This is a genomic window from Pseudescherichia vulneris NBRC 102420, from assembly GCF_000759795.1.
Classification (GTDB): Bacteria; Pseudomonadota; Gammaproteobacteria; order Enterobacterales; family Enterobacteriaceae; genus Pseudescherichia; species Pseudescherichia vulneris.
The window spans coordinates 22,567-40,137 of sequence record NZ_BBMZ01000018.1 but is presented as its reverse complement, the minus strand read 5'-3'; the positions used below and the strand labels follow the sequence as shown (position 1 = coordinate 40,137).

The 17,571-nt window shown below is 50.5% G+C and carries 21 protein-coding genes and 1 pseudogene; 9 read left to right on the top strand and 13 right to left on the bottom strand.

Annotated features, from left to right (window positions below; all coding sequences use genetic code 11):
- Positions 1-74: 74 nt before the first annotated feature.
- Positions 75-1,754, top strand: a complete 1,680-nt coding sequence (ligB, locus tag EV102420_RS15420) for an NAD-dependent DNA ligase LigB (RefSeq protein WP_042393367.1) — start codon at positions 75-77, stop codon at positions 1,752-1,754.
- 9 nt (positions 1,755-1,763) lie between these two features.
- Here the strand turns inward: ligB and EV102420_RS15415 are convergent, their stop codons facing one another.
- Positions 1,764-2,489 carry a 4'-phosphopantetheinyl transferase family protein gene (locus EV102420_RS15415; RefSeq protein WP_042393366.1) on the bottom strand — a complete coding sequence of 242 codons (726 nt, stop codon included), beginning with the start codon at positions 2,487-2,489 and terminating at the stop codon, positions 1,764-1,766.
- A gap of 473 nt (positions 2,490-2,962) precedes the next feature.
- Between EV102420_RS15415 and EV102420_RS15410 the strand changes: the two genes are divergently transcribed.
- Both EV102420_RS15410 and EV102420_RS15405 read left to right on the top strand, forming a co-directional pair.
- Complete coding sequence (locus EV102420_RS15410; RefSeq protein ID WP_042393363.1) at positions 2,963-3,871, top strand: DUF8812 domain-containing protein; 909 nt, start codon at positions 2,963-2,965, stop codon at positions 3,869-3,871.
- A complete protein-coding gene (locus EV102420_RS15405) occupies positions 3,868-4,326 on the top strand; it encodes a lysozyme inhibitor LprI family protein (RefSeq protein ID WP_052512375.1) in 459 nt (152 codons plus the stop codon). The genes EV102420_RS15410 and EV102420_RS15405 overlap by 4 nt, the downstream gene beginning before the upstream one ends.
- 65 nt (positions 4,327-4,391) lie before the next feature.
- Here the strand turns inward: EV102420_RS15405 and EV102420_RS15400 are convergent, their stop codons facing one another.
- The 8 genes and pseudogenes from EV102420_RS15400 to EV102420_RS15365 form a co-directional block, all read right to left on the bottom strand.
- The gene (locus EV102420_RS15400; protein WP_042393361.1) at positions 4,392-5,048 is read right to left on the bottom strand and encodes an HD domain-containing protein; all 657 of its coding nucleotides are present in this window, start codon (positions 5,046-5,048) and stop codon (positions 4,392-4,394) included.
- A 52-nt stretch (positions 5,049-5,100) separates the two neighbouring features.
- Positions 5,101-6,141, bottom strand: a pseudogene (locus tag EV102420_RS15395) (bifunctional transcriptional activator/DNA repair enzyme AdaA); the annotation flags it as partial.
- Positions 6,128-6,889, bottom strand: coding sequence for an isocitrate lyase/PEP mutase family protein (locus tag EV102420_RS15390; RefSeq protein WP_042393359.1), 762 nt, complete (start codon positions 6,887-6,889; stop codon positions 6,128-6,130). The gene EV102420_RS15390 and the pseudogene EV102420_RS15395, both read right to left, overlap by 14 nt.
- 175 nt (positions 6,890-7,064) lie before the next feature.
- Complete coding sequence (locus EV102420_RS15385; protein WP_042393358.1) at positions 7,065-7,538, bottom strand: DUF943 family protein; 474 nt, start codon at positions 7,536-7,538, stop codon at positions 7,065-7,067.
- A gap of 146 nt (positions 7,539-7,684) precedes the next feature.
- The gene (locus EV102420_RS15380; RefSeq protein WP_306302608.1) at positions 7,685-8,146 is read right to left on the bottom strand and encodes a DUF943 family protein; all 462 of its coding nucleotides are present in this window, start codon (positions 8,144-8,146) and stop codon (positions 7,685-7,687) included.
- 44 nt (positions 8,147-8,190) lie between these two features.
- Complete coding sequence (locus EV102420_RS15375; RefSeq protein ID WP_042393354.1) at positions 8,191-8,664, bottom strand: DUF943 family protein; 474 nt, start codon at positions 8,662-8,664, stop codon at positions 8,191-8,193.
- Positions 8,654-9,499, bottom strand: a complete 846-nt coding sequence (locus EV102420_RS15370; RefSeq protein WP_042393353.1) for a YPO3983 family protein — start codon at positions 9,497-9,499, stop codon at positions 8,654-8,656. The genes EV102420_RS15375 and EV102420_RS15370 overlap by 11 nt, the downstream gene beginning before the upstream one ends.
- A gap of 361 nt (positions 9,500-9,860) precedes the next feature.
- Positions 9,861-10,724 (bottom strand): YicC/YloC family endoribonuclease, encoded by an 864-nt coding sequence (locus EV102420_RS15365; RefSeq protein WP_042393351.1) that lies wholly within the window; start codon positions 10,722-10,724, stop codon positions 9,861-9,863.
- Between the two features lie 124 nt (positions 10,725-10,848).
- On the opposite strand from EV102420_RS15365, the gene rph reads away from it, so the two are divergent.
- Complete coding sequence (gene rph / locus EV102420_RS15360) at positions 10,849-11,565, top strand: ribonuclease PH (protein ID WP_042393348.1); 717 nt, start codon at positions 10,849-10,851, stop codon at positions 11,563-11,565.
- A 90-nt stretch (positions 11,566-11,655) separates the two neighbouring features.
- The gene (gene pyrE / locus EV102420_RS15355) at positions 11,656-12,297 is read left to right on the top strand and encodes an orotate phosphoribosyltransferase (protein WP_042393346.1); all 642 of its coding nucleotides are present in this window, start codon (positions 11,656-11,658) and stop codon (positions 12,295-12,297) included.
- 60 nt (positions 12,298-12,357) lie between these two features.
- Here the strand turns inward: pyrE and slmA are convergent, their stop codons facing one another.
- The 3 genes from slmA to coaBC are packed head-to-tail and all read right to left on the bottom strand — an operon-like array spanning position 12,358 to position 14,641.
- A complete protein-coding gene (slmA, locus tag EV102420_RS15350) occupies positions 12,358-12,954 on the bottom strand; it encodes a nucleoid occlusion factor SlmA (RefSeq protein ID WP_042393345.1) in 597 nt (198 codons plus the stop codon).
- Between the two features lie 39 nt (positions 12,955-12,993).
- Positions 12,994-13,452: a dUTP diphosphatase gene (gene dut / locus EV102420_RS15345; protein WP_042393343.1), complete on the bottom strand. Its 459-nt coding sequence runs from the start codon at positions 13,450-13,452 to the stop codon at positions 12,994-12,996.
- The gene (gene coaBC, locus EV102420_RS15340; protein ID WP_106403938.1) at positions 13,430-14,641 is read right to left on the bottom strand and encodes a bifunctional phosphopantothenoylcysteine decarboxylase/phosphopantothenate--cysteine ligase CoaBC; all 1,212 of its coding nucleotides are present in this window, start codon (positions 14,639-14,641) and stop codon (positions 13,430-13,432) included. Before coaBC ends, dut begins: the two co-directional genes overlap by 23 nt.
- 209 nt (positions 14,642-14,850) lie before the next feature.
- On the opposite strand from coaBC, the gene radC reads away from it, so the two are divergent.
- The 4 genes from radC (at position 14,851) to mutM (ending at position 17,034) form a co-directional block, all read left to right on the top strand.
- A complete protein-coding gene (gene radC / locus EV102420_RS15335) occupies positions 14,851-15,510 on the top strand; it encodes a RadC family protein (RefSeq protein WP_077776546.1) in 660 nt (219 codons plus the stop codon).
- 216 nt (positions 15,511-15,726) lie between these two features.
- Complete coding sequence (rpmB, locus tag EV102420_RS15330; RefSeq protein WP_002436699.1) at positions 15,727-15,963, top strand: 50S ribosomal protein L28; 237 nt, start codon at positions 15,727-15,729, stop codon at positions 15,961-15,963.
- A gap of 22 nt (positions 15,964-15,985) precedes the next feature.
- On the top strand, positions 15,986-16,153 hold the full coding sequence (gene rpmG / locus EV102420_RS15325) for a 50S ribosomal protein L33 (protein ID WP_003024094.1): 168 nt from the start codon (positions 15,986-15,988) through the stop codon (positions 16,151-16,153).
- Positions 16,154-16,224: 71 nt separating this feature from the next.
- On the top strand, positions 16,225-17,034 hold the full coding sequence (gene mutM, locus EV102420_RS15320; RefSeq protein ID WP_042393337.1) for a bifunctional DNA-formamidopyrimidine glycosylase/DNA-(apurinic or apyrimidinic site) lyase: 810 nt from the start codon (positions 16,225-16,227) through the stop codon (positions 17,032-17,034).
- Positions 17,035-17,083: 49 nt separating this feature from the next.
- Here the strand turns inward: mutM and coaD are convergent, their stop codons facing one another.
- Positions 17,084-17,563, bottom strand: coding sequence for a pantetheine-phosphate adenylyltransferase (gene coaD / locus EV102420_RS15315; RefSeq protein ID WP_042393335.1), 480 nt, complete (start codon positions 17,561-17,563; stop codon positions 17,084-17,086).
- Positions 17,564-17,571: the final 8 nt, after the last annotated feature.

Sequence of the window (17,571 nt, the reverse complement as noted above, 5' to 3'; positions counted from 1 at the left end):
GCCTACTGTTTTGCCATTCGCCAGCCGGTTCGCCGCGCGGTATACCGTGCTGGTCGAGGTAAGGGAGGCAGAATATGTGGAAACGTAGAGGATTGGCGCTCGGCTTAACGATCTGGAGCTGCTACAGCACGGCGGCCTGTCCGTCCTGGTCGCCGTTTCGGGCACAGCTGGAGATCGCCCGGCTCCAGCGGCAGGTCGCCCAGTGGAACGTGGCGTACTGGCAGGAGGGGAGCAGCGGAGTGAGCGATGCGGTGTACGATCGCCTCAGCGATCGGCTGGCGCAGTGGCAGCGCTGCTTTATATCTCAGCCGCAGCCCGACGTCTCAGCGCCGCCCGTGAGCGGTACGGTGCCGCATCCGGTGATGCATACCGGGGTACGCAAGCTGGCGGACAAGTATGCACTCAGGCGCTGGATGGGCGAGCGCCGTGACCTGTGGATACAGCCTAAGGTTGATGGCGTGGCGGTGACGCTGGTCTACCGCAACGGGCGGTTCGCAGAAGCCATCAGCCGTGGCGATGGCCGCAAGGGGGAGTCGTGGACCGAGAAGGTGCGCCTTATTCCTTCTCTACCTCAACGGCTTACCGGGCCGCTGGCCAACAGCGTCCTGCAGGGCGAGATCTATCTGGCGCGTGATGGGCATATCCAGCAGCGGATGGGCGGCATCAACGCCCGCGCAAAGGTGGCGGGCGCCCTGATGCAGCGGGAGAACTCCCCCTTACTTAATGAGCTCGCGCTATTTGTTTGGGCCTGGCCGGACAGCCCTGCTGCGATGGAGCAGCGCCTAAAGCTGCTGAGCGAAGCCGGGTTTAACACCAGTGCGCGTTTTAGCCTGCCGGTGAAAAATGCCGATGAAGTCGAGACCATCCGCACCCGCTGGTTCACCTCTCCGCTGCCCTTTGTCACCGACGGGGTAGTGATCCGTGCGGCGAAAGAGCCAGTGGGCAGGCGCTGGCGACCCGGCGAGGGTGACTGGGCCGTGGCCTGGAAATACCCGCCCGTTGAGCAGGTTGCCGAGGTAACCCATATCCGCTTTGCTACCGGACGCAGCGGTAAGATCGCCGTGGTAGCTGAGCTTGAGCCGGTTCAGCTGGATGACAAAACGGTGCGTCGTGTGAACCTTGGCTCTGTCCGCCGCTGGCAAGAACTGGATATTGCGCCGGGCGATCAGGTTCAGGTGAGCCTGGCGGGCCAGGGTATCCCGCGCATTGACCGGGTGATATGGCGTAGCCTGGCGCGCGACAAGCCCGAGCCGCCGCCCGCACATTTCAATTCGCTTACCTGCTTTTATGCTGCACCCGATTGTCAGACGCAATTTTTCGCCCGGCTGGTATGGCTCAGCTCGAAGTCGGTGCTGGATATGACAGGTCTGGGCGAAGCGAGCTGGCGGCTCCTGCATCAGGCGCATCGCTTTGAACATATCTTCTCCTGGCTGGCTCTGACCCGACAGCAGTTAGAGAACACGCCGGGACTGAGCGCAGCCAGAGGGCGGCAGATCTGGCATCAGTTCAACCTGGCCCGTGAGAAGCCCTTTATCCGCTGGATAATGGCGCTGGGTCTGCCGCTCACTCAGGCCGCACTGAGGCTGGTAGGCGACGGCACCTGGCCGCAGTTTATTGGGCGCAATGAGCTTAGCTGGCAGCAACTGCCGGGCGTAGGGCCGGAGAAGGCACGACAGCTAATTGCGTTTGTACACCACCCGCTGGTACAGAGCCTCACGGCATGGCTGGCGAAACAGAGAATAAGGGGGTTTTAAACGGAAAAATTAACCGATGCAGGTAATAACCGCATCGTTGAGAAACGTATAGCTGCCGCTAAAGGCGGTTCCACACTTTAGCTTTGGCGTTAAGGTCCCGGTGAGGGTCAGGGTAAAGCGCTGCTCTACTTCATCGACGTGCGTGACCTTTGCTGCCTGGAAATCAAAGTAGCGCCTCACTTCAGGCCACTGGGATTTATACAGGCTCTCCTTAGCTGAAAAGAGCGTTAGCAGCGCCTGCGGGTAGGGCAGGGCTAACGCGGAGAGCAGCTGCTGTTCGTCTGACGAGGCGAACATGTCTGCCGTCTCCAGCATCACCTCGGGCTGCCACTGCTCAATGTCGATACCCGGCATAAGTCCCGCTGATTCAGGGGCGATAACAACCAGGGCATATTTATCGCTGTGGGAGATACTGCCCCGCCAGCCAGCTGGCCACTGGGGAACGCGCTCATGGGTGCCAATAATCGTTGAGGCTGCCTGCATCTGCCCGAGCAGCACCTGCCCGCAGTAGCGGCTCGCCAGGTATTCAGCTTTGCGCTTCGCCACTGCATTAGTCAGTGCCGCCGGGAACGGCTGCGAGAAATGCTGGAACAGCGCGTCGCTGTAGTGCGCGCGATCATACTCAACGAGGCAGTAGGCCAGCGCAGGCAGATGACGGATGTAACCGGACTCCGCACGTAAGATAAAGGGCGGGGCGTCGAAGGTGCGGGTGGGGCAGAGTAGAGTGTTCGTCATGGGTCGTGGTTTTTATCTGATATTTCTCTACGCATCATAAATGGGTTTGCCAGAGCGAACGGGTAGTTTTGCATACTGGCTGATGACAAGTCCAAGTTCATTTATGCTAGATGCCAGCCTCGGTTTTCATGCAGCGGAAAGGTATATGTTTTGTTTAATTACCAGAGGCAATTCAAATACAGGAATCGGTAAAAAGGTTTTACAGCAGGCTGCTTTAGTACTGCTCTCTGTCAGCACTCCGAATTTTTTCCTGAATGAATGTTTTAAAGGACATAAAGGAGTAATATTGCCAACTCATTAACCTTTTTTTATGTAAGGGTAAAGAAATGGCTTTGGATATGGTTTTTAGGACAAAGCGCCAGCAGTTGCAGGCGGACGGAAGCCTAAGCGGGCTGAAGTACCAAAGGAAACTGCGAAATGTAATGGAAGCTGTTACGTTTACCGATATAGCTCTTAAAAAGGAGTAATATACTGTGTCGTACCATCAACCCCGGGTATTTCGTCCTAATGGTTCTATCGGTGTCTTTGGCACGAATACTCCAGAAGAAGTGAGAACACTTCAAAATATGATGATTAATGCGGGTTACAACCATATTAACGGTAATCACTTACACAATAGTGGTCGTTGTGATCCAGAAACCGAAGCAGCCATTATCTGGTATCAGCGCTTACTAAATATGTCTCCTTCTGGTGTGGTTCACCTACAGCAAATCTGGTTTTACTCAATGTTCAGCAAGGCGATCTCTCCGCGCTGGAGGCCTCGTGATACCGGACCATTGCATGTTCGTGAAGGCCAGATTACATTCGATGCTGAGGGGAAAGACTATCTCACCGCCGTTGAGCCATTCAGGCAGCCGAAAAATACACGACTTTTTTCACGTATACTGCATTGGCCTGAACAAGCTTCTGGAGTAACTCTTGGGCGAGGATATGATATGAAGGCACGTAGCTCAGGTGAGATAATGACGCATCTGAGACAGGCTGGAATAGAAGAATATAAAGCAGTGATTTGCTCCAAAGGCGCTGGTCTTGTTGGCAATGAGGCTCATAATTTTGTAAGAGGATATGGCCCACTTGTTGGAGAGATCACACATTTACAGCAAATCAGGCTTTTTGAGATTTCTTATCAGGCTAAAAAAGATTATGCACGTGGCTTTTACCAGCGGATATCGAAAACCATTCCTAATGCACCTGCGTGGGAAAACATTGATCTAAAAATCAGGGATGTAGTAATAGATATATTTTATCAAAGCGTACATAATGTGCATGGTTTGATTGAGGCAGCTATTAAGGGAAAGGCTGATTTAATAAACTATATAACTAATGATGCGCAATATATGAAGTATGAAAAAAACAGGAACAGGATAGGGTATTTAAAATGAAATTAAACACATGTGCCGTTATCTTTCTTGCCTTTCTTCTGCCTACCAAAGTATGGGCTGAGCTTAGTCAGGGCTCGGAAAATGACATTTGCTACAAGCAAAGTAACGATGATTATCATAGGGCTCATGATTGTCTAACGCATAAGAAAAATGACATTTTCGCTCAGTATAAAAAGATTGTAGATGATGTTAATAACAGGATCCTTAAAAACTATGATGGGCCTGTTTTTAAAAGCGAAGATCCAGATTTAACGGTCGGTACTGTTTATAGTAAGTATTTTCTTGAGTCACAGAAAGACTGGGAGAAATATAGGGAAAAAATTTGCCTTGGCGTGGCCTCTGAAATTGGAGAAGATACATATGATTATCAGCCAGGCATTGATCAATGTGAGATAAACCTGACAAAGCGCCATATTGATGAAATAAAAATGATGGATATCCCTACCGTACCCTAAGTTATCTTGATTAAATGGTAGTCGCCCCTTTTAAGGGGTGTTAAAATACTTATGGTCCCATTAATTTATTCATCACAAAAGCTTACCGATAGCCCGAGTTCTTGCCTTAAGTTATCTATATAGCTAAGCAGGAACTCAGAGCGCTTTTTAGCTAGGCGTTTACCCTCACCCGTATTCATCGTATCGGGTAATTTAAGCAGTTTTGTATAAAAATGATCGAGAGCATACTCTTTATCATTTAAATAGCGCTGCTCTGCAAAAGGGTCGTCACTATTAAAGAGTTTTGTATTTAGTTTCCCTGCAATATAAAATGTGCGGGCTAAACCCACAGCACCTAATGCATCTAGCCTGTCCGCATCCTGCACGTTTTTTGCTTCAATACTGCCTGGTTTGATGTTGGCACTGTAGCTATGACATACAATTGCCTCTTCAACGGCGGCATAGTGATGAGTAGGAAAATCAGGGAAATGTTCAGCAAGTATAGTCAGTGTCTTTTGTGCAGCTAGCTGTGAGGAGCGATGCCGGTCAGGTGCGTTTTTAGGCAGGGAGACAATATCATGGAAGTAACTGGCAACGAGTATGATGTCAGGATTACCGCCTTCATGTTTCTGGATATGTTTACAGTTATTCGCAACCCTCATTAAATGGCCGAGGTCGTGTGCTGCGTCCACATTACCGCTGAGCGTCTCTTTGAGGAATTGAATTATTCTCTGCTCCAGCATTGCAGTACCCCTCCGTTTTATTTGCATCTCTAACGTCAGATGCATTTTTACTGATTGTATTTTCATGGTTAATCAACCATGTCTTACGGGCAATGCCGCCACCGTAGCCCGTCATGGAAGCATCTTTGCCGACAACCCGATGACAGGGGATGATAATAGCCACCCTATTCGCGCCACAGGCCGACGCAATCGCACGCGTGGCCATGGGGTTACCAATATCTACCGCAACCGCTTGGTAATGCGTTGTCTCGCCATAAGAAATTCTCTGCAAACCTTGCCACACACCACGCTGGAATTCGCTGCCTGGCGTATCTAACGCTACGCTGAACTGCCGCCGCTGGCCTGCGAAGTACTCGCCTATTTCTTTCTCTGCCTGGCGAGTGTGACCGTTCTCACCCGCTATGATACTTGCGTTTAATAGACGTTGTAGGTCGCTGAACTCCGTCTCTAGAGCTCGTCGGTCAACAAATTCCAGCAAGCAGATACCGCGATCGGTGGCGCAAACAAACATCGGGCCCAAGGGAGTCGTAAACCGGTGGATTAAAATAACCTGACGTTGCGAGCTTGGCGCGGACCCGGTCAATTTTTTGCATGTATAGCCAAAGCCGCTCAGAGAATCATAACCATTGTCGAAAGCGACATCCGTCGTTGAGCGACCCGCTTTCAGTTCTTGCAGAGCGACATTAACGCGCTGCATACGTTGAAACGCCTGAAAGGTGATCCCATGGTTTTGCAGAAACCAGCGCCTTACCCGCTCTGGGCTAATATTATGCTGGCGTAATTCGGCATCGCTAATGCGTTCTTTTGGCGTATCTCGAACCAGCTCTAGCGCTTTTTCAATAAAATCGGGTGCAGTACAGGCATTTTCCATCGGGCGGCAAATTTTGCATGGGCGAAACCCGGCAGCAAGCGTGGACTTAAGATCCTCATAAAATTCGACGTTTTCACGCTTGGGTTTTCGTGCCCGGCATACTGAGATACAAAACACGCCGGTGGTTTTGACACCGACATAAAATACACCGGTAAACTCTGTAGAGCGGGCGAGCAAGGCCTGATACCACACATCGCATTGAGCATTGTCAGTTATTTTCATAGTCAAAAACGTCCGCAAAAGATTGATGTGCCTGAATTTTACAGAGCGACTCTTTTAATTTGGCTTGTATTGCAGCATGGATAAAATTGCCCATAGAAATACGTCGTACGCCCAGCGAAGCCAGCGTAGAGAAATCGGGTAGCGTCGGCATACACATTACGTTCACAGGTAAGGGGACGTGATGCACCAGAGCAGCAATACTATCAGGTTGAGTCATGCCAGGAACAAAAAATCCATTGGCACCATGGGCTGCGTACAGCTGACCACGATACAGCGTCTCTTCCAGCGCATCCTCTACGTTGAGTAAAAACGTATCGGTACGCACATTAAAAAATAGGTCGGGGCAGGCCGCGGTGAGTTCCTGGAGTTTGCTGGCAAAGGTATGCGCATCATCAAGGCTACGAACGCCGTTCACGACGTGGCTGTCCTCAATGTTTATGCCTACAACGCCTGCCTGGGTCAGACAGTGGATATTTTCAATGATGCGACTTGTGGTATCGCCATAGCCCGATTCCAGATCAACGCTTAAGGGAAGTGATGTGACGGCTTTGATGCGGGTGACCATGAAGAGTAGCTCATCAAAACTCATTCTTTCACCTTCTTCATACCCAAGCAGAGTGGCAATGGCGGCACTGGACGTACCCAGCGCGTTATACCCAGCCTGCTGTGCGATCAAAGCGCTGCTGGCATCCCAGACGTTGGCGATAAGCAGAGGTTGGTTTTGATGGTGAAGTGCATTGAAATCCATGATTCTCTCCGGGTGTGCTGTTTCCAGTGAGTGTGGCGTTTTGCACATCCCTCTCACAACCGAAAAGTGGACGACTATTTTTTTAGTACTGCGGGTAAGCAAGTCTATTAAAGAAAAGTAAATCTCATGATCGGCTCCAATAACTTTAGGTTAGCTTTTTCTGATTAAGAGAGGTTTAATCAGATCCATCTTTCACTAATTCCCCTTTTTTATTTATTCGGTATTCTTCATTGTGAGTGATAAAAGAAATTCCTGAGCTCTTAGTATAAGTGATATAAAGCATCATATTTTTATCTATACAGTTTTTGGGGGATTTAAAATCAGCAAAACAAAATCTGTCATCCTTACTTTCATCACCTTGTTCTTTATAACCCTCTCCGAAATCCCAAACAACGATGCCAAAATCTCCATCTGAATCTGGTTTAGGGATATCATAATGGTTTTTAAGCATCTTTGAGTTTTTTAACCACCAATTTATTTGACCTTTAGCAGTAATTGGAAAGTCTTTTACTAAAAGATAGCTGTAGCTACCGTCTTTATGAACACCAACAATATCCACCGGGCGTAGCGATCTCCAAAAAAAGTAAGCTATCAGTATGAAAATGACTATAAATATTGTGAGGAGTATTTTATTATTTTTGCTTTTCATTGATGATTCCCATCATTGTTATATTTAATCATGTTTTCAAAAAGAACAAGCTTTGCCAAAGTAAATAGTTGCTCAGAGAAAGTCTCTTGGTGCATAAGTAAATACCATGAGTAGTGGGTCTGTAATATCAAAAAAGATTAATTTGATTAGTCTTGGATTTTTTTTACTTCACCCCCTCTTTCCATGCGATATGTCCCATCATAAACCGTAAATATTATTGAACCGTCTCTACCATTTTCGACAGAGAAAACCGCATTTTTATCTATGCAATTTTTAAGCGGCTTCATGTCAGCAAAGCACCGACGGTCATATTTACCTTGCTCTTTATAACCTTCGCCAAAATCCCAAAAATTTATGTAGAAATTGCCATTCGATCCCGGCCTAGGAATTTTATATTTATTTTTTAATGGTTGTTTATTCTTAATCCACCATTTAATTTTTCCCGTGTCTGTTATTGGGAGGTTTTTTACTAGAACTTCACTAAAACTTTCTTCTTGGTGAACGGCTATAATTTTTACTGGAGTTGAGTCTAACCATGAAACATAGCTTGCCGAAGTGAGAAAAAATAATGAAAGCACAATTAAAGTGGTTTTTAAATTTGTTTTCATAATAACCTCCATAGGTTTGTACTGACCTCTTTTATTTTGAATTTTTAATGAGAGTTCATTTTTACTAATTCACCATCTTTTTTTATTCGATATATTGCGTGGTCAGTAACAAACGATATCCCTGTGTCCTTACCAGAGCTTATATAGAATAATTTGCTTTTATCAATACAGTTTTTGGGAGGCAAAAGATCAGAAAAACAAAATCTATCATCTTTGCTTTCATCACCTTTTTCTTTGTAACCATTTCCAAAATCCCAGAAAATGATTGTGAAACTCTTATGTGATTCAGATTGGGGAACGTTATAATGAAATTTTATTGTTTTTTCATTTTCTAGCCACCAATTTATCTTTCCTTCATCTGTAAGAGGAAAACTTTTCACTAGAATATGGCTAACGTCACCATCTTTATGAACATCAACAATTTTTACTGGCCGTAAAAATAACCAGAAATGATAGCCCAGTATTATGCAGATTATGAATGATAAAATGTAAGTGTTTTTTTTATTCTTAAAGTTCATTCGCGCCTCCAATAATTTCTATGTCACTTTCTATATTAGTTATAAAAGGCTTGAATCCGAATAAATTGTATCGTTGAAGTATAAACCAGATACGGAAAAAACGAAATTGGCTGAATTTATTTTTCATAATATCATCGTCATCTAATCCAAAGTGATCCTGCACTTTGTAATGTACCACCGCTTGATAACAATCATTATCAATATGAAGTGATTTAATTGTGATTTGTGTTGCCCACGTGTCATGAACAGTAATGCCCATGCCATTAAAGTTATCTTGGAATCTGTCAAATTTAGGGAGTATACCGGAGCTAATGGCATTATATAGTTGCAATTTCTGACTTTCTGGAAAGATCCTTCTACTCCAATCTATTTTATCAAAAAGAGTTTTTTTTAGTGACAATCGAGTACTATTGTATTGTGAACTATCATTAACTATAACCTCCTTCAACGCCCTGTCCAGCAACATATCACGGAAAGGCGCGCCATTGCCATACTGCATGTGCGTAATCATTTTATCGATCAGGTGACGGTAAGGGCTAAACAGGGCAAACATGCGGGAAAGGTGGCGGAACTCATCAAACAAAATTCTGGCGCACTGCTGCGGGGTCATTTTAGCCGTATCCCCTCGATAACCATACGGCATCACCTGAGACTGGCTGAAAGGTATAACCTTCGTCAATGTGTAAGGATTGACGCGAGTAGACACATTTTCCAGATGATAGTGTTTTCTGAGTTGTGCTTCGGTTAAGTCCCCATAGCGCATGTCTCTGGCCCCGTAGTCATCCATCCATTTCTGGGTTTTGAATATGGTACACGGGAATTGAAGTGCAGTCATAATGTTAACTTCCTTGTACTGTTATCTCTGTATGTAAATAACACACGTTTAACAAACAGAACGTGGTGTTGGATAAGCAATGCATTCCCGGCAGCTTACCCTAAGCATTATTTTAAATATGAATTATTAGTGCGGTTTTTTTCTTAATATGGCGCTGAAATAGCATAGTGCATCTTTCTTATTAATGAAGAACGTAACAAGAGTCGTTATTTTAGATGCTGATTAATTACCTTTACAAGTTACAGCTTTACCTAATAGATAAATTCATCAGCTATTTTCAGTACTGCGATAAAAAACAAAAAGGCCATCTTTTACAATGGCCTTTTGATTTAGCTAGAGCAAGATAAGCTCGCGTTAAGCATCACTCAATATTCTGAATCTGCTCGCGCATCTGCTCGATCAGCACCTTCAGCTCAATAGCAGAGGTGGTGATATCAGCATTGATAGACTTTGACGCCAGAGTGTTCGACTCGCGGTTGAACTCCTGCATCATAAAGTCCAGGCGGCGGCCTACGGCCTCTTTCTTCTTCAGAATGTTGTAGGTCTCTTTCACATGCGCGTCGAGGCGGTCCAGCTCTTCAGCGACGTCGATGCGCTGAGCCATCAGTACCAGCTCCTGCTCAAGACGGTTGTTTTCCAGCTGCACCTGAGCATCTTCCAGCTTGGCAACCAGGCGTTCGCGCTGCCACTTCAGCACTTCCGGCATCTGAGCACGTACTTTGGTGACTTCTGTGCTAACGCCTTCCAGACGCTGCTCGATCAGGCTCTTCAGCGCCTGACCTTCGGTCTCACGGGCGACGATAAAATCATCCAGCGCGCCGTCTAGCGCAGAGAGGATTTCAGCGGCAATCGCGTCCAGATCCTGCTCCTGAGCGGCCATCACGCCCGGCCAGCGCAGAATATCAACCGGGTTAATTTCACCCTCGTCGCTCTGCATTTTGACCCAGTTCGCGGCTGTGACAAGCTGTTTAGCCAGTTTTTCATTGAGAATCAGCTCGCTTTGCGCGCTGACGTCCGGCTCAAAGCGCAGGTTGCATTCGATTTTGCCGCGGGTCAGACGGGTACGGATACGCTCGCGAACTACAGGCTCAAGGCTGCGGAACTGCTCCGGCAGGCGAAACCACGTCTCCAGATAGCGCTGGTTAACCGAGCGCAGTTCCCAGACTGCGCTGCCCCATTCACCCTTGATTTCACGCCGGGCGTAGGCTGTCATACTGCGGATCATAGACGTTCCTGTTTTTAAAGAGGAGATGGGGGGATTATAGCTTTCGGGGCCTTCTCAAGATAGGAATAAGCGTATTTAGTCCGTATAATGCGCAGCCACATTCGTAGAAGCCGGAGAAATCATCATGCGTCCAGCAGGCCGTAGCGCTAATCAGGTGCGTCCCGTCATCCTGACCCGAAACTATACAAAACACGCTGAAGGTGCCGTGCTGGTTGAATTCGGTGACACTAAAGTTCTGTGTACCGCCTCTATTGATGAAGGCGTGCCGCGTTTTCTGAAAGGCCAGGGTCAGGGGTGGATCACCGCTGAGTATGGCATGTTGCCGCGCGCTACCCATACCCGTAACGCGCGTGAAGCCGCGAAAGGCAAGCAGGGTGGCCGTACGCTGGAGATCCAGCGCCTGATCGCCCGCTCTCTGCGCGCCGCCGTAGACTTAAAAGCGCTGGGTGAGTTCACCATCACCCTCGACTGCGACGTGATCCAGGCCGATGGTGGCACGCGTACTGCCTCCATTACCGGTGCGTGCGTGGCGCTGGCAGATGCGCTGAACAAGCTGGTTGCTGCCGGCAAGCTGAAGACCAACCCAATGAAAGGGATGGTGGCAGCGGTCTCCGTGGGCATCGTCAAGGGCGAAGCAGTGTGCGATCTGGAGTATGTTGAAGACTCTGCCGCCGAAACCGATATGAACGTAGTGATGACCGAAGATGGCCGCATGATCGAGGTGCAGGGCACCGCCGAAGGCGAGCCGTTCACCCATGAGGAGCTGCTCTCATTGCTGGCGTTGGCCAGAGAGGGGATTGAATCCATCGTAGCGACGCAAAAAGCGGCGTTAGAGAATTAGTTTTAAGGGCGACCATTGAGTCGCCTTTCTTTTGTCTGTGATATAGCGTGTCAGTAAGTTAACAATGAAAGTGAGATGAGGAGCGAATCCATGAAACCGTATCAGCGCCAGTTTATTGAGTTTGCGCTTAACAAGCAGGTACTTAAGTTCGGCGAGTTTACGCTGAAATCCGGGCGTAAAAGCCCCTATTTCTTCAACGCCGGGCTGTTTAATACCGGGCGCGATCTGGCACTGTTAGGCCGTTTCTATGCCGAAGCGTTGGTGGATTCCGGTATCGATTTCGATCTGCTGTTTGGCCCTGCCTATAAAGGCATTCCCATCGCCACCACCACGGCGGTTGCGCTGGCGGAGCACCACGAGCGCGACGTGCCCTACTGCTTTAACCGTAAAGAGGCCAAGGACCACGGCGAGGGCGGCAGTCTGGTCGGCAGCGCGCTGCAGGGGCGAGTTATGCTGGTCGATGACGTGATCACCGCCGGAACCGCTATTCGTGAGTCAATGGAGATTATCCAGGCCAATGGTGCGACGCTGGCAGGGGTACTGATCTCCCTTGACCGTCAGGAGCGCGGACGCGGGGATATCTCGGCAATTCAGGAGGTCGAACGCGACTACGGCTGTCAGGTGATCTCTATCATCACCCTGAAGGATCTGATTGCTTATCTGGAAGAGCGTCCGGAGATGGCGAACCATCTGGCGTCGGTGCAGGCGTATCGGGAAGAGTTTGGCGTTTAAGCGTTAAATAACCCGGCCGCGCGAATGCGGACCGGGCTTACGGATCGGCAGGCTGAGGGATTAATGTAGCTGGGCCACCATCAGCGGCCAGCGGACGTCAAAGTCGTCCGTCGGTCGATATTTGAACTCGCTGCGGACAAAGCGCGACAGCATACCTTCACACTGGGCCAGCAGCTGGCTCGCCAGCAGCGTCTCATCCACGGTAAAACCTTCACCTTCGCGCATCTTCCGCTCGCGCAGAACCTGCCGCAGCTGCGATTCAATCCGCTCAAATAGCTGATTAATACGGCTCTGTAAGCGATCCTGCTCAAACATCAGCGCGTGACCGGTGAGGATCCGCGTCAATCCAGGATTGCGTTCACCAAAGCCTAAAATCAGCTGAATGATGAGACGCAGGCGTGCCAGCGTATCTTTCTCATCTTTTAGGATTAAGTTGATACGCGTCGTCAAGCTATCTTCGATAAACTCGATCAAGCTGTCAAACATGCGCGTTTTGCTTGGAAAATGACGATAAAGAGCTGCTTCGGAGACACCAACCGACGCCGCCAGCTTGGCCGTGGTAATGCGTTGGCTGCCATCGCTGGATTCAAGCATAAGTGCTAGAGACTGAAGTATTTCTTCGCGACGATTCCTTTTCGCGGTTTGTTTTTCTGCCATCTTTTAGACGCATCCTGGATGATATAAGGACGAGGCGATCTACTGACGCCCGGAATGGCCGAAGCCGCCTTCACCACGTTCAGAGCTGTCAAACTCTTCTACCAGGTTGAACTCTGCCTGCACCACCGGCACAAATACCATCTGTGCAATACGTTCGCCCGGCTCAATCGTGAAGCTCTCCTTGCCGCGGTTCCAGACCGAGACCATCAGCTGTCCCTGGTAGTCTGAATCAATCAGGCCAACCAGGTTGCCCAGCACCACGCCATGCTTATGGCCAAGGCCCGAGCGCGGTAAAATCACGGCGGCCAGCGACGGATCGGCGATGTGAATAGCCAGGCCCGTCGGCAGCAGCGTCGTTGCGCCCGGTGCCAGCTCTACGGCGTCATCAAGACAGGCTCGCAGGTCAAGACCGGCAGAGCCGGAGGTGGCGTAGGTTGGCAGCGGAAACGCTTTGCCAACGCGCGGGTCCATAATTTTAACGTCGATTTTTTTCATCATAACGGGTAACGATCTCGTCCAGTAGTAGTTGTCCCAGAAGTGCTTTGCGCTCAAGCGGCAGGACTTTATCGCCATCCTGCCAGAAAAGGTGTAATGCGTTGTTGTCGCTATTAAACCCTTGATTTGAATCAGATACGTCATTGGCGCAGATCAGATCAAGGTTTTTGCGGATACGTTTTTGCCGGGCGTATTCTTCCACATTATTTGTTTCGGCGGCAAACCCTACCACATAAGGGCGGTTTGTACTCAGTGCCGCAACGCCAGCAACGATATCCGGGTTTTTAACCATTTTTATTGTAATTTCATCGCCTTGCTTTTTGATCTTCTCATCGGCAACGGCGGCGGCGCGGTAGTCAGCAACGGCAGCACAGCCGATAAAAATCTGCTGCGACTGAACCTGAGCCTGTACGGCGGCTTCCATCTCCAGCGCGGTCACCACATCGACACGCTTCACCCCTGCTGGCGTCGGCAGCGACACCGGGCCGCTCACCAACGTCACGTTCGCGCCGAGGCGGGCCGCGGCGTCGGCAATGGCGAAGCCCATCTTGCCGGAGCTTTTATTGGTGATGTAGCGCACCGGATCCAGTAGCTCCTGCGTCGGACCTGCGGTAATCATGATATTCAGATGTTGCAGTGTTTTGACAGGCGAAAAATGCGCTGCGGCCAAATCGACGATAGCCAGCGGGTCGAGCATCCGGCCTGGACCCACGTCACCACAGGCCTGGCTGCCGCTGTCCGGCCCCCACAGCAGCACGCCACGGGCGGCCAGCACGCTGAGGTTATGCTGAGTAGGGGCGGCGCGGTACATCTGCTGGTTCATCGCCGGTACCACCGCAACGGGGGACGGCGTAGCCAGGCAGATGGTCGATACCAGATCGTTAGCCATACCGGCGGTCACGCGGGCAATCAAATCGGCGGTTGCCGGGGCGAGGATCACCAGGTCGGCCCACTTGCCCAGCTCGATATGCCCCATTGCCGCTTCGGCAGCCGGATCCAGCAGGCTATCGGAAACCGGATAGCCCGACACCGCCTGCAGGCTCAGGGGAGTAATAAAGGCTTTGGCACCCTCGGTCATTGCCACACGCACCTCTGCGCCGCGATCGCGCAGACGACGCACCAGCTCCGGCGTTTTATACGCAGCGATGCCGCCGCTCACGCCAAGAACGATTTTTTTACCGGCCAGGCTCATCATGATTCATTCCTGTTGGGGTTTCACCAGAAGGTGGGCATTTTATCACACTCTGCAAAGTGGCGTGCTTTTGCGCATGACACACTTTACGAGCTGCTACGCAAAAGCGAATACCGTAAGTCGAGCCGCTGCGCGTGCCGTGGCAAAATCGGGTTTTCACAGGGGGGAGCGCTATGGAAACGGCGAGATCGCTGACGTCATATGAGAACATGCCGCGTGAAAAGATGCCCCGCGAGAAGATGCTGCGGCTAGGGATTACATCCCTCACCGATATCGAACTGCTGGCGCTGTTTCTGCGTACCGGCACGCCGGAGCGCAGCGTGATGGCCTTCGCTGAATATCTGGTGGCGCATTTCGGTTCGCTGTACGATCTGCTCTCTGCGGATGCGCAGCAGTTTGCCGAGGTATCGGGTATCGGCGTGGCAAAGTTTGCCCAGCTCAAAGGCATCGCCGAGCTGGCGCGACGCTACCACGCCTCCAGCATTCAGGAGGCGCTGACTCTGGACAGCCCGCAAGCGACCAGAGCGTTTTTACAAAGCCAGCTTGCCGACGAGCCGCGCGAGATCTTTCTGGTCATCTATCTCAACAACCAGAACCGGGTGCTCAGGCACAGCCGCCTCTTTTCCGGCACGCTGAGCCACGTTGAGGTGCATCCGCGTGAAATTGTCCGGGAAGCTATCGCGATCAACGCCGCCGCCGTGATCCTTGCTCACAATCATCCTTCGGGTTATGCAGAACCCAGTTTTGCCGATAAACAAATTACCGAACGTGTGGTAAAGTGTTGTGAATTCATGGATATCCGTGTATTAGATCACCTCGTGGTAGGCCGGGGAGAGTGGGTTTCATTTGCCGAACGTGGTTGGATTTAAACCACCCCGCGCGATCCAGCGGGATCTTTGTCTGTTCGGGACTTGAGCACACAGCCGACACAGCGTATACTACGCCACCTTTGAGAATCTCGGGTTTGGCATTTGGGCCTGGCAATCGCGAGTTCACACTGAACCGCCGTGACCGGGCCTTACAGCCTGACGAGGCGTCAAAACCCTATACGAAGCTCGAGCTAATTTGATTTTTGGAGAATAGACATGTCCCGAGTCTGCCAAGTTACTGGCAAGCGTCCGGTGACCGGTAACAACCGTTCCCACGCACTGAACGCGACTAAACGCCGTTTCCTGCCGAACCTGCACTCTCACCGTTTCTGGGTTGAGAGCGAGAAGCGTTTTGTCACCCTGCGCGTATCTGCTAAAGGTATGCGTGTAATCGATAAAAAAGGCATCGATACAGTTCTGTCTGAACTGCGTGCCCGTGGCGAAAAGTACTAAGTACTTAAAGAGGAAATAAATCATGGCTAAAGGTATTCGTGAGAAAATCAAGCTGGTTTCTTCTGCTGGTACTGGTCACTTCTATACCACTACGAAGAACAAACGTACTAAGCCGGAAAAACTGGAACTGAAAAAGTTCGATCCAGTTGTCCGTCAGCACGTTCTTTACAAAGAAGCTAAAATTAAATAAGTTTTAGTTTTCTTGTACAGAAACCCGGCTTCGGCCGGGTTTTTTGCATTCTGCGTCTCTGAGGAGGAAACATGCCTGAATTACCTGAGGTAGAAACCAGCCGCCGCGGTATAGAGCCGCATCTGGTGGGGCAAACTATCCTGCACGCGGTGGTGCGTAATGGCCGCCTGCGCTGGCCCGTTTCCGACGAGATCCATCGCCTGAGCGATAAACCCGTGCTGAGCGTGCAGCGGCGGGCAAAATATCTGCTGCTGGAGCTGCCCGACGGCTGGATCATCGTCCATCTCGGCATGTCCGGCAGCCTGCGCATCCTTCCGCACGATCTTCCTGCTGAGAAGCACGATCATGTCGATCTGGTGATGAGCAACGGCAAAGTGCTGCGCTATACCGATCCCCGCCGCTTTGGTGCCTGGCTGTGGACCAAAGAGCTGGAGGGACACAACGTGCTGGCGCACCTGGGGCCGGAGCCGCTCAGCGATGCGTTCAATGCCGAGTATCTACAGCAGAAGTGCGCCAAAAAGAAAACCGCCATTAAACCCTGGCTGATGGATAACAAGCTGGTGGTGGGCGTAGGCAATATCTACGCCAGCGAATCGCTGTTTGCTGCCGGGATCCATCCCGACCGGCTCGCCTCGTCACTCTCACAGGAAGAGTATGCCCTGCTGGTGCAGGTGATTAAGGCGGTGCTGCTGCGTTCGATAGAGCAGGGCGGGACAACGTTAAAAGACTTTTTGCAAAGCGATGGCAAGCCAGGCTACTTCGCCCAGCAGCTGCAGGTTTACGGGCGCAAAGGTGAACCCTGCCGCGTCTGCGCGACGCCAATTATTGCGACCAAGCACGCCCAGCGCGCGACCTTCTACTGCCGTAACTGCCAGAAGTAGTTGCGCTATGTAGGCCGGGCAAACGCAGTGCCGCCCGGCATAGCGGATCCTACCGAAGCTTCTGCAACAGCGCCTGGTGCACGTTTAGCGGCAGGAAGTCCGTAACGTCACCCTGATGGCGCGCGACCTCTTTGACCAGCGACGACGAGATAAACGACCACTCTTTGGCAGGCATCAGAAAGACGCTCTCCAGCTCCGGCATCAGGTGGCGATTCATATGCGCCAGCTGGGTCTCATACTCAAAATCTGCCACCGCCCGCAGACCCCGGATCAAAATGGTCGCCTGCTGGTTACGGGCAAAGTTTGCCATCAGATCGCTAAAGCCAATGACCTCAACGTTTTCAAGATGAGCAGTAGCCTCCTGGGCGAGAGCAACGCGCTCCTCCAGCGAGAAGAGGGGTTTCTTGCTTGGGCTGGCGGCAATCGCCATGATAACCCGATCGAACATGCCCGCAGCCCGGGTGATGATGTTGATATGGCCGTTGGTGACCGGATCGAAGGTGCCAGGGTAAATTGCGCGCTTTTGCATATAAAAAC